Origin of the sequence: Micromonospora sp. S-DT3-3-22, assembly GCF_015354745.1 — a bacterium.
In the GTDB taxonomy this organism is placed as follows: Bacteria; Actinomycetota; Actinomycetes; order Mycobacteriales; family Micromonosporaceae; genus Micromonospora; species Micromonospora wenchangensis.
In genome coordinates this window covers 1-10,970 of the sequence record NZ_JACGMO010000176.1, presented here as the reverse complement: position 1 = coordinate 10,970, position 10,970 = coordinate 1, and the positions used below count along the sequence as shown (strand labels likewise).

The window sequence follows — 10,970 nt, the reverse complement described above, 5'->3', positions numbered from 1 at the left end:
CCGCCGGCACCGGCGCGCACGGGCCGGTGGTGACCGCCCCGGCGGCGTCCGCCGCACCGGCGGGTGCGACGACCGGCGACAGCAGCAGGGCGGCGATGACGGCGGCGGTACGTCCCCGAACTCTCACGCTGACGAAGGTAGTGACGCCCGGCCCGCCGGTCCGGCGATCCGGCGAATCCCACCCGCTGGGTGCGGCCGGGCCGCTAGCATGCCGCCCGGCCGGCGGGGCGGGACCGCCGGCCGGGCCCGTCGACGGCGGGTGCCCACGTCACCGGGCGGCCACGAAAGGTGTCGACGGTGGTGGATGGGGGTAGCGGAGGGTAGGCCCCGGTGAAGGAGGAGACCATGACCGACCCCCGTTACGCCCCGATCGGCCTCGCGGCCGGTGGTGACCTGGTCGACGTCGACGACGTCGACACCCGCCCCGTGGTGGGTGCGGACGACGCCCGCGCCGACGCCGTCCGCGCCGGCGCGGACGTGGACCTGTCCGACGCCACCCGCGACGGCGACGGCGTGCCGGTCGGTGCGGCCGACGCGGACGCCGACCGGACCCGGGTGGCAGGCGAGCAGGGCTGACCGTCGGGCGGGGGCGGGCAGCCGCCCCCGCCCGGACGCCCGGCCGGCCCGCCGACGGGCCGGCCGGCGTCGTTCAGTGGCCCCGGATGGCGCGGTGGATCTGCACCGGCAGGGCCGGGGTGCCGTCCACCGGCGCCGGGTCCTCGGGGGTGGGCGCGATGCCACCGGCGGCGATCTTGTCCAGGGTCTTCAGCCCGGCCGCGTCGATGCTGCCGAACACGGTGTAGTTGGGGCGCAGCGCCGAGTCCGACTGGACCAGGAAGAACTGGCTGCCGTTGGTGTCCGGCCCGGCGTTGGCCATGGCGAGCGTGCCCCGGGCGTAGAGCCGGCGCACCCCGGTGGGGTCGGTCGGCGCGGGCGGCAGGTCGGTGGGCAGCTCGTCGCGGTAGCGGTAGCCCGGCCCACCCTCACCGGTGCCGGACGGGTCGCCGCACTGGAGCACCTGCAACGTCGGGTAGGCGGTCAGCCGGTGGCAGGGCGTCCAGTCGTAGAACCGGTGCTTCGCCAGGTGCAGGAAGCTCTGCACGGTGCACGGTGCCTGTTCGCGGTCCAGGGTCAACCCGATCGGTCCCTGGCTGGTGCGCAGGGTGACCCGGACCGTGCCGTGGTCGGGCGTCCGGCGCGGGTCGGGCGGCAGCGGCACCGGCCGAGCCGGCGGTTCGTCGGGCGTGGACGTGTACGCGCACGGCCCCTTCGTGGTCCGGGCGGCGGTCGGCCCGGCGGGAGAACCGGCCGACGCCGGACCCGGGACCGTCGACCCGCGCCCGGAGCCGGCGGTGGCCGACCCGGCGGGCGGCCCGGACCGGGACGGATGGCAGGAGGCGTACGCCGAGGCGGCCCGGGACGTGCTGCGTGGCATGGTCGCCTCGACCCGGGACCCGATCGCCGGGGGCCGGCACAAGGTCTTCGGCCGCGCCGACCTGGCCGTGGTGCCGACCACCTCCACCATCGCCTCGCACCTGCCCCGCGCGGTCGGGCTGGGGCTGGCCGTGGAGCGGCTGCGCCGGATGGACACCGCCGGCCGGCGCGACGACCCGGACGGTCCGCCGCGCTCGCCGTGGCCCCGGGACGCCATCGTGGTCTGCTCGTTCGGCGACGCCTCGGTCAACCACGCCAGCGCCACCGCCGCCTTCAACACCGCCGGCTGGTACGACCACACCGGCCTGCGGATTCCGGTGCTCTTCGTCTGCGAGGACAACGGCCTGGGGATCAGCGTCCGGTCGCCGGAGGGCTGGGTGGAGCGGACCCTGCGGGCCCGGCCGGGGGTGCGGTACTTCACCGCCGACGGCACCGACCCGGTGGCCGTGCACGCGGTGGCCGCCGAGGCCGCCGGCTGGGTGCGCCGGCACCGTCGCCCGGCGGTGCTGCACCTGCGTACCGTGCGGTTGCTCGGCCACGCCGGTGCCGACGCCGAGCAGGCGTACCGCAGTACCGCCGAGATCGCCGCCGACGAGGCGCGCGACCCGGTGCTGGCCACCGCCCGGCTGCTCGTCGAGGCCGGGGTGGCCACCGGGGAGGAGTTGCTGGCCCGCTACGACGAGCGGGGCTGGCAGGTGCGGCGGACCGCCGAGGAGGTGCTCGACGAGCCGAAGCTGGCCGCCGTGGCCGAGGTGGTGGCCCCGCTGTCGCCCCGCCGGCCGTCGCGGGTCGCCGCCGCCGTGGCGCAGGCCGCCCAGCGGGCCGCCGGCCCGGACGCGACCGGCCGGGCGGAGGCGTTCGGCGGCAAGCCGCCGGAGCTGGCCGGCCCGCTGACCCTCGCGCAGAGCATCAACGCGGCCCTCGCCGACGGGATGCTCAGCCACCCGCAGCTGGCCGTGTTCGGCGAGGACGTCGCCGCCAAGGGCGGGGTGTACGGGGTGACCAAGGGGCTGCGGGAGCGGTTCGGGGCGGCCCGGGTCTTCGACACCCTGCTGGACGAGACGTCGGTGCTGGGGCTGGGGCTGGGTGCCGGGCTGGCCGGGATGCTGCCGGTGCCGGAGATCCAGTACCTGGCGTACCTGCACAACGCCGAGGACCAGTTGCGGGGCGAGGCAGCCACCCTGCAGTTCTTCTCGCAGGGGGCGTTCCGCAACCCGATGGTGGTGCGGGTGCCGGGGCTGGCGTACCAGGAGGGGTTCGGGGGGCACTTCCACAACGACAACTCGGTGGCCGTACTGCGGGACGTGCCCGGTCTGGTGGTCGCGGTGCCGGCGCGGCCGGACGACGCCGGCCCGCTGCTGCGGACCTGCCTCGCCGCCGCGGTGGTGGACGGCACGGTTTCGGTGTTCCTGGAGCCGATCGCGCTCTACCACACCCGGGACCTGTACGAGCCGGGTGACGGTGAGTGGTTGGGCGCCTACGCCGAGCCGTCCGCCTGGGCTGCCGGCCACGCGCCGATCGGCCGGGCCCGGGTGTACGGCGTCGGCTCCGCCGAGGACGTCACCATCGTCACGTTCGGTAACGGGGTGCGGATGTCGCTGCGGGCGGCGTCGACCCTGGCCGACGAGGGGATCGGCTGCCGGGTGGTGGACCTGCGGTGGCTGGCCCCGCTGCCGGTGGCGGACCTGATCCGGGAGGCGTCGGTGACCGGGCGGGTGCTGGTGGTGGACGAGACGCGGCGCTCCGGCGGGGTGGGGGAGGGCATACTCGCGGCGCTGGTCGACGCCGGATACGTGGGGGCGGCGCGGCGGGTGGCGGCAGTTGACTCGTTTGTACCATTAGGTCCGGCTGCCCGCCAGGTGCTGGTCTCCGAGGATGCCATTACCCAGGGTGCCCGTACGCTGCTGGCACGGTAAATTCCGTTCCACCCGGTGCGCCACTTGCGCGACGGACCACAACTGTGTGGACTCTGCCTGACGGCGTCACCGCGACGCCGCCGGGCAGGGACGAGATGAGGAGGCACGCGACAGTGAGCGCGACCGCTGGTCAGGCCGCCGACGGGGTACGTCTCCTGGCGGACCGGTTCGGGATCGAACCGGGCATGGTCGTCATGGAGATGGGGTACGACGAGGACGTCGACCAGGATCTCCGGGACGCCCTGACCGACCGCTGTGGAGAACTGGTCGACGAGGACACCGACGAGGTGGTCGACGCGGTGCTCGTCTGGTACCGCGACGGTGACGGTGACCTCTTCGAGCTTCTCGTCGACGCCCTCGGTCCGCTGGCCGACGCCGGAGTCGTGTGGCTGTTGACCCCGAAGGCCGGCCGGGACGGGCACGTCGAGCCGAGCGAGGTCGCCGAGTCGGCGCAGACCGCCGGGCTCCAGCAGACCTCGACCCTCAACGCCGGCAAGGACTGGAGCGGTGCCCGGCTCGTGCTGCGCCGCGGGTCCAAGGGCCGCAAGTAGGCCGCACCCAACTGAGCAATCCCGCACCCGGGGCGTCGCTCCCGGGTGTGGCAGGCTGGACCCACCTCAGACTCGACCCAAGGAGTTCGCATGCCGATCGAGGTTGGTGCCGAGGCACCCGACTTCCTGCTGAAGGACCAGAACAACCAGGAGGTACGGCTCTCGGACTACCGGGGCAACCGCACCGTGCTGCTGGTCTTCTACCCGCTCGCCTTCACCGGCATCTGCCAGGGTGAGCTGTGCGAGGTGCGGGACAACCTCAACGACTACGTCAACGACGACGTGCAGGTGCTCACCGTGAGCGTCGACTCGATCTACGCCCACAAGATCTGGGCCGAGAAGGAGGGCTACCAGTTCCCGCTGCTGGCCGACTTCTGGCCGCACGGGGCGGTCGCCCAGGCGTACGGCGTCTTCAACGACCTCGCCGGCATCGCCAACCGGGGCACCTTCGTCATCGACAAGGCCGGCATCGTCCGGTTCGCCGAGATGAACATGCCGGGTGAGGCGCGCGACCAGCAGGGCTGGCGCAAGGCCCTCGCCGACGCGGTCGCCGCCTGACCTGCGCCCCACCGCGCCCCGCCGCACCGGTCCACCGGCACGGCGGGGCACCGTGATCCACCGGGCACACCGTTGCGACGGGCCGGCGGCCGGCAGGTAAACTTGCCAGCCTCCGGCCCGCTCGTACGGGCGTTCCGGGCGCGTAGCTCAGTGGGAGAGCACTCGCCTTACAAGCGAGGGGTCGCAGGTTCGAAACCTGCCGCGCCCACACTCCGACCAGCAACGACAACGGCCGCCGATCATCGGCGGCCGGATCGTTGAGCCGATGGGACGCCTCCGGCAGGTCTGACGGAGGCGTCGCCGTGGCGGCTCCCGGCGGCCCGCATCCCGACGCCGGTCGGAGGAGACATCGTGAGCTACGCGCACGTCAACGGGCTGCGGCTCTGGTACGAGGAGCACGGCGACGGCCCACCGCTGGTGCTGCTGCACGGCGGCTACGGCGCGGCGGAGACGTTCGCCCCGATCCTGCCGGAACTCGCCCGGCGTCGCCGGGTCATCGCGGTGGACCTCCAGGGTCACGGCCGCACCGCCGACGTGGACCGTCCACTGCGCTACGAGTCGATGGCCGACGACGTCGCCGCGCTGCTGCGGCACCTCGACCTGCCCGGGGCGCAGCTGCTGGGCTACTCCCTCGGCGGCGGGGTGGCGCTGCGGACCGCCATCCAGCATCCGGACCTGGTACGCCGGCTGGTGCTGGTCTCCACCCCGTTCCGGCGGCAGGGGTGGTATCCCGAGGTGCTGGCCGCCCTGTCCGGCCAGGACGAGCGGGCCGGCGAGCGGATGCGCGGCACGCCCCCGCACCAGCTCTACACGCGGATCGCCCCCCGACCGCAGAACTGGCCGGTGCTCTGGGCCAAGACCGGTGACCTGCTACGCCGCGAGTACGACTGGACACCGCAGGTGGCGGCGCTGGCCGTACCGACCCTGCTGGTCTTCGCCGACGCGGACGCGATCCCGGTCGCCCACATGGCCGAGTTCTACGGGCTGCTCGGCGGCGGCCACCGCGACCCGGGTGGCGACGGCACCGCCCGCCCGACCTCCCGCCTCGCGGTCCTCCCCGGCCACACCCACCAGGACATCCCCACCACCCCCCTCCTACCCCACCTCGTTCTCCCCTTCCTCACCCACCAACTCCACTAACCCCGCCCTCTCCTCACTTTCCGCCCGCCCCTCGCCTCACTTTCCGCCCGCCCGCGTTGATCAAGAGGTTCGCGTCACGGCAACCGGCTGCCGTGACGCGAACCTCTTGATCAATCAGCGGTCTGCGGGTGGGAGAGGCGGTGGCGCAGCCAGGGCAGGAGAGCGTCGGCCTGGGCCTGCTGGAAAGCGCGGACGGTGGGAATGTTGGGCGGCGGCGGGCGGCGCGCGCTGTCGGTGAAGAAGCCGGCCAGCCCGGCGTAGAAACCGGTCAGGGTGGCCGGGTCGGCCCCGGCGGTGAGCGGCAGTCGACGCAACAGCGCCTCGGTGTCGTGCCCGCCGTGCAGCCGTACGTTGACCAGCAGCAGTGCCGTGTCCAGCCAGGCGGGGCCCCGGCAGGCCCACGGCCAGTCCACCACGGTGACCGTGCCGTCCGGACCGATCAGCAGGTTGTCGGCCCGCACGTCCAGATGGCACAGCGTGTCCCCGGTCAGCCCGGTCAGCCCCTGCTCGGCCGCCGCGCACAGCTCGTCCAGGTGCCCGGCGACCCACGGGTCGAGCCGGGGTGGCGGGTCGGCGGCGATCCGCCACCAGCCGGCGAAATCGTGGGCCAACCGTTCCGCGGCGGTCGGCGTGCCCGGCACCGGGTTCGGCGTGAGCGTCCCGGCCAGGACTTCCAGCGTACGCAGCGTCAAGTCGAGTTCGGCGTCCCGCCAGGGGGTGTACGGGTGCCGTCCGTCGACGTCGGTCAGCACGAGCGCCACCCAGTCCCCGTCGTCGTGACAACCGAGCAGCCGGGGCGTCGGCGCGGACGGGGGCAGGGCTGCGGTGTGCCGGGCCTCGGCGCGGTGCATCCGGGGACTGTCCGGGTTCTGTGCCGGGCTGACCGCCTTGACGAACGCCCGTCGACCACCGGCGGTCCGCACCCGGTCGGCGGTGCCCGGGGAGTACCCGCCGGGCTGGGAGACCGCCTCGACCACCCGGTCACCGATGATCCGTTCCACCGCCTGCCGGACATGCCCGGGCAGCTCATCCCACCCGATCCTGCCCCCACCCGCACGCACACCCGCCATCCCCCCACCCTGGCGAGCACCCCTCACCCCAAGCAACCCGATTACCCCACCCACCCCACGCCCGCGCCCCCGCGACGGCCGGCGCCCCTCCCGCCCCGCCCCGCCCCGGTGATCAAGAGCTTTACGTCAACAGCCCGCCCCGATCCGACGTGAATCTCTTGATCACCCATCCGCCCCCGTCGATGTCCCGGCGATCAAGAGCTTTGCGTCAGCGAGCCGGGTCGGCCTGACGTAAACCTCTTGATCACCCGCCCACCCCCACCGCTGTCCCCGGTGATCAAGAGGTTTGAGGCAGGAAGGGTGGGGCGGGTTGACGCAAACCTCTTGATCACCGGGGCGGGGCGGGGCGGGAGCGGCGGCGGGCGGGGGCGGGGCATGGGTGGGGTGGGAGGGGGAATGCGCGGGGGACGGTCCTGGGGAGGAGTGACGGATGAGGGGTCCCACCGGCTTGACCATCGGTGTGCTCGGCTCGTACGGCGGTCGGAACCTGGGGGACGAGGCGATCCTCACCGGCCTGCTGGCCGACCTGCGGGAGCAGGAGCCGAACGCGCGGATCATCGTGTTCTCCCGTAATCCGGCGCACACCGCGCTGGCCCATCCCGACGTCGAGGCGGTGCCCTGGGAGGGCGTCAGCCGGGTCGACTCGGCCGAGGTGCTCGGCCAGCTCGACCTGCTCATCCTCGGTGGCGGCGGCATCCTGTACGACAAGGAGGCCCGTCGCTACCTGCGGGTGGTCCGGGTCGCCCAGGAACGCGGCCTGCCCCTGCTGACGTACGCGGTGGGTGTCGGCCCGCTCAACGACGGGGTGGACACCGGCATGGTCCGGGAGACCCTGGCCGGGGCGACCGAGGTGACCGTCCGCGACCAGGAGTCCCGGATGGTGCTGGAGGAGGCCGGGCTGCTCAATCCGATCACCGTCACCGCCGATCCGGCATTCCTGCTGGAACCGGAGGACTTCCCCGCCCGGCTGCTGCGCGAGGAGGGGGTACCCGCCGGCAAACGGCTGGTCGGGCTGAGTGTCCGGGAGCCGGGGCGGGCGGCCGAACGGCTCGACGTCGACGGGTACCACCGGTTGCTCGCCCAGATCGGCGACTTCCTGGTGCAGCGGATCGACGCGCACGTGCTGTTCGTGCCGATGGAGCGCGACGACATCCGGCACTCGCACGGGGTGCTGTCCCACATGATCGCGGCCGACCGGGGGCGCATCCTGCACGGCGACTATTCGCCCCGGCAGGTGCTCGGCCTGATGAAGCACTTCGACCTGGCGGTCGGCATGCGGCTGCACTTCCTGATCTTCGCGGCGATGGTCGGCACCCCGTTCCTGCCCCTGCCGTACGCGGGGAAGGTCTTCGACCTGGCCCAGCGGCTCGGGGTGCCGGCGCTGCGCGGCGTGGAACGCGAGGTGGAGGGTCCGCTGCTGGCGGAGGTCGACCGGCTCTGGGACGAGCGGGAGTCCCGCCGCGAGGCCACCGCCCGCCGGGTCGCCGAGGTGTGCGACCAGGCCCGGGGCACCTCCCAGGTCACCCGCGCGGTGCTGGACGGCCTGCGCTCACGCACCCTGGCGCGGATGGCCGCCTGACCGGCGACCCCGACGAACCGAAGGCCCGGACCGCCCTCACACCGGCGGCCTGACGGTCGGGACCGCCTCCACCGGCGGCCCGAAGATCCGGGCCGCCACGACACCGAGATCCGTGTCCCAGGCCGCTACGGCCACCGGCGGCCTGACGGTCCGGGCCGCCACGACACCGGCGACCGGCACGACCAAGACCGGGAACCGGCGCGACCGGGAGCGGTGGTGCCGGCCGGGTCAGACGGCCGGGCCGCGCCAGCGGTAGCGCCACTGGTCGCCGGCGGACTCCAACTCGTAGATCTGGGCGTCGACGAGGCCCTGCGGGCCGAGGTGGTGGTGGGTCAGCGGCGGACGCTCGTTGCTGTCCAGCTCGACGTCGACCGCCTCGCCGTCAGCCGGGCCGTCCGCCAGGGGAATCCGTACCGTCGCAGCCATGCGCCCATCCTGCCAAGCCTGCCGCCCGACCGCAGGGTTTGCCGGGGACAGCGGGTTCGCCGGGGGGTGTCCCTATGGGTTTGGTCAAGCGGTGGCGGGGCTTGTGGGGCGTGGTTGGTAGGGGATTTTGTCGCGGAGCATGGCGTGGAGGACGTCGCAGCGGCGTCGGGCGAGGCAGATGAGGGCGGCGTTGTGGCGTTTGCCTTCGGCGCGTTTGCGGTCGTAGTAGGCCCTGCTGACGGGGTCGGCGAGGGCGGCGAACGCGGCGAGGAAGAAGGCTCGTTTGAGGTGTTTGTTGCCGCCCCTTGGTGGGTGTTCGCCGCGGATGCTGGTGCCGGATCGTCGGGTGACGGGGGCGAGTCCGGCGTAGGCGGCGAGGTGGCCGGGGGTGGGGAAGGCGGTGCCGTCGCCGACTTCGAGGAGGATCCGGGCTGCGGTCCTGACGCCGATGCCGGGCATCGAGGTCAGGACCGGGGCGAGAGGGTGCGCATCGAGCATCCTCTCGACCTCGCCTGCGACCTGGTCACGTTGGCGTAGGACGTCGCGGAGGCTGTCGGCCAGGCGGGGCAGGATCGTCTCGGCCGCTGTTGTGCCGGGGACGGTGACGGTCTGTTCGTCGAGGGCGGTCATGATCTGTTCGACGAGCCGGTCGCCGATGCGAGGGGCGTGGACGGTGGCGATCGAGGTCAATTTCCGGCGGCCGGCTTTGCGCATGCCGGCGGGTCCGCCGCAGCGCGACAGCAACTCCAGGACCGCCTTGTGGTGGACTTTCGGGCCGAGAACCCGTTCCAGAGCGGGGTGGATCTGCGTGAGCAAGCCACGGATCCGGTTGGACACGCGGGTGGCTTCGCCAGCGAGATCGTCGTCGAACCCGACCAGCACCTCCAGCTCCGCCAGTGCTTCGTCGCCGACATCGACGCTCCGCAGCGTGTGCGGCAAGGTGCGGGCCGCGTCGGCGATGACGTAGGCGTCCCGGGCGTCGGTCTTCGCCGCACCGGGATGCAGGTCGGCGATGCGGCGCATCGCCAAGCCGGGCAGGTAGGCCACCTCATGACCGCACGCTCGGGCGACCGCGACCGGCAGGGCGCCTATCGAGGCGGGCTGGTCGACCACCACCAGTACCGTGGCGGGCGAGCTTGTCGAACAGGTGCCGCAGCCGAGCCTCCGTGTTCGGCAACGCCGCGTCGTGCAGCCGCTTGCCGCCCGGCGCCAACCCGACCGCGTGATGACCTTCTTTACCGACGTCCAAACCGAGGTAGACGCCGTAGTCGCCGTTCACCCCACTCGCCTCCACGCATCGTTCCGTGGCCTCGGCCGCTGGTCTGGGCGTCGGACTGCCGGCAGCCACGTTACGAAGAGACCTACCCCAACACGGGTGGCCGTGTCCCTATCAGCGGTCCGCCGACGCCACCCGACCCGGCGACAACACCCCCCGGATCATGAGAACGACAGGGGCAGAAAGTCATACCGGGCCGGGCGACCGAGGAGTCCCCGGCTGGGGACGATCAAAAAGGTAACGGGCAGCGGGGACAAGGGGGGACAGCGGGACGGTACCGCCGCGGCTATCGTCCGTTGATGGCGGAAATCCGGATCGATCCGACGCTCGCGCCGGTACTGGCCCGAACCGGCGACGAGCGGGCGGTGCTCGACGCGTTCCTCGACTTCCACCGGGCGACGGTGCTGCGCAAGGCGCGGGGCCTGAGCGACGCCGAGGCGACCCGCCGGCTGGTGCCGTCGGCCACCACCCTGGCCGGCATCCTGCGCCATCTCGCCCTGGTCGAGCGGAACTGGTTCCCCTTCCTGCTCGATCCGACCCCCGGTGACGTCTTCCCGACCTCCGTGGAGGACGCGGCGGCCAGCTTCGCCCTGACCCGGGGGGAGACTCTCGACCAGCTCGCCGACACCTACGAGCGGGCCTGTGCCCGGTCCCGTGAGCTGGCCGCCCGGTTCCCGCTGGACCATGTCGTGCCGCAGCCGCAGCTCGGGGAGGTGTCGCTGCGCTGGATCATGGTGCACATGATCGAGGAGACCGCCCGGCACGCCGGGCACGCCGACATCCTCCGGGAGCTGACCGACGGCAGCACCGGCGCGCTCTGAGCCGCAGGGCGCGCGCCGGGAATCCGGTCTGGGCCGCAGGGCGCGCGCCGGGGACCCGGCCGACGTCCGGTGCCGTCAGGTGGGACGGGGGAGCAGACCGGGCGGGTACCGCATCCCGTCGTGCGTGCAGGCCGCCGCGGCGACCCGGGCGGCGTACCCGGCGGCCTGCGGCAGCGGCGTGCCCCGTAGCCGGGCGGCG

At 73.4% G+C, this 10,970-nt stretch carries 9 protein-coding genes, 1 tRNA gene and 2 pseudogenes; 8 read left to right on the top strand and 4 right to left on the bottom strand.

Annotated elements, in window-relative coordinates; all coding sequences use genetic code 11:
• Nucleotides 1-345 precede the first annotated feature (345 nt).
• A complete protein-coding gene (locus tag H1A17_RS31670; protein ID WP_194823594.1) occupies nt 346-576 on the top strand; it encodes a hypothetical protein in 231 nt (76 codons plus the stop codon).
• Nucleotides 577-649: 73 nt separating this feature from the next.
• Here H1A17_RS31670 and H1A17_RS31665 read toward each other — a convergent pair.
• Nucleotides 650-1,279 (bottom strand): annotated as a pseudogene (locus tag H1A17_RS31665) (peptidylprolyl isomerase); the annotation flags it as partial.
• On the opposite strand from H1A17_RS31665, the gene H1A17_RS31660 reads away from it, so the two are divergent.
• The 5 genes from H1A17_RS31660 (at nt 1,245) to H1A17_RS31640 (ending at nt 5,599) form a co-directional block, all read left to right on the top strand.
• A complete protein-coding gene (locus tag H1A17_RS31660; RefSeq protein WP_375372848.1) occupies nt 1,245-3,350 on the top strand; it encodes a thiamine pyrophosphate-dependent enzyme in 2,106 nt (701 codons plus the stop codon). The pseudogene H1A17_RS31665 and the gene H1A17_RS31660 sit on opposite strands and share 35 nt — an antisense overlap.
• A 113-nt stretch (nt 3,351-3,463) precedes the next feature.
• Complete coding sequence (locus H1A17_RS31655) at nt 3,464-3,901, top strand: DUF3052 domain-containing protein (protein WP_067315614.1); 438 nt, start codon at nt 3,464-3,466, stop codon at nt 3,899-3,901.
• A gap of 90 nt (nt 3,902-3,991) precedes the next feature.
• Nucleotides 3,992-4,459, top strand: a complete 468-nt coding sequence (locus tag H1A17_RS31650) for a peroxiredoxin (RefSeq protein ID WP_145921148.1) — start codon at nt 3,992-3,994, stop codon at nt 4,457-4,459.
• A gap of 136 nt (nt 4,460-4,595) precedes the next feature.
• A tRNA-Val gene (locus tag H1A17_RS31645) sits at nt 4,596-4,667 on the top strand.
• A gap of 143 nt (nt 4,668-4,810) precedes the next feature.
• Nucleotides 4,811-5,599 carry an alpha/beta fold hydrolase gene (locus tag H1A17_RS31640; RefSeq protein WP_145921147.1) on the top strand — a complete coding sequence of 263 codons (789 nt, stop codon included), beginning with the start codon at nt 4,811-4,813 and terminating at the stop codon, nt 5,597-5,599.
• A gap of 110 nt (nt 5,600-5,709) precedes the next feature.
• Here the strand turns inward: H1A17_RS31640 and H1A17_RS31635 are convergent, their stop codons facing one another.
• Complete coding sequence (locus tag H1A17_RS31635) at nt 5,710-6,669, bottom strand: phosphotransferase family protein (RefSeq protein ID WP_145921146.1); 960 nt, start codon at nt 6,667-6,669, stop codon at nt 5,710-5,712.
• A gap of 430 nt (nt 6,670-7,099) precedes the next feature.
• On the opposite strand from H1A17_RS31635, the gene H1A17_RS31630 reads away from it, so the two are divergent.
• A complete protein-coding gene (locus H1A17_RS31630; RefSeq protein WP_145921144.1) occupies nt 7,100-8,248 on the top strand; it encodes a polysaccharide pyruvyl transferase family protein in 1,149 nt (382 codons plus the stop codon).
• A 228-nt stretch (nt 8,249-8,476) separates the two neighbouring features.
• Here the strand turns inward: H1A17_RS31630 and H1A17_RS31625 are convergent, their stop codons facing one another.
• Nucleotides 8,477-8,674, bottom strand: a complete 198-nt coding sequence (locus H1A17_RS31625) for a hypothetical protein (RefSeq protein ID WP_088644837.1) — start codon at nt 8,672-8,674, stop codon at nt 8,477-8,479.
• An 84-nt stretch (nt 8,675-8,758) separates the two neighbouring features.
• A pseudogene (locus tag H1A17_RS31620) lies at nt 8,759-9,953 on the bottom strand (IS110 family transposase).
• Nucleotides 9,954-10,249: 296 nt separating this feature from the next.
• Here H1A17_RS31620 and H1A17_RS31615 point away from each other — a divergent pair.
• The gene (locus tag H1A17_RS31615) at nt 10,250-10,771 is read left to right on the top strand and encodes a DinB family protein (protein WP_194823592.1); all 522 of its coding nucleotides are present in this window, start codon (nt 10,250-10,252) and stop codon (nt 10,769-10,771) included.
• Nucleotides 10,772-10,970: the final 199 nt, after the last annotated feature.

What these genes read in the sequence shown, in the direction of transcription:
- H1A17_RS31670 (WP_194823594.1), top strand. Translation starts at nt 346, where the DNA reads ATGACCGACCCCCGTTACGCCCCGATCGGCCTCGCGGCCGGTGGTGAC.
- H1A17_RS31650 (WP_145921148.1), top strand. Translation starts at nt 3,992, where the DNA reads ATGCCGATCGAGGTTGGTGCCGAGGCACCCGACTTCCTGCTGAAGGAC.
- H1A17_RS31635 (WP_145921146.1), bottom strand. Translation starts at nt 6,669, where the DNA reads ATGGCGGGTGTGCGTGCGGGTGGGGGCAGGATCGGGTGGGATGAGCTG.
- H1A17_RS31630 (WP_145921144.1), top strand. Translation starts at nt 7,100, where the DNA reads ATGAGGGGTCCCACCGGCTTGACCATCGGTGTGCTCGGCTCGTACGGC.
- H1A17_RS31625 (WP_088644837.1), bottom strand. Translation starts at nt 8,674, where the DNA reads ATGGCTGCGACGGTACGGATTCCCCTGGCGGACGGCCCGGCTGACGGC.
- H1A17_RS31615 (WP_194823592.1), top strand. Translation starts at nt 10,250, where the DNA reads ATGGCGGAAATCCGGATCGATCCGACGCTCGCGCCGGTACTGGCCCGA.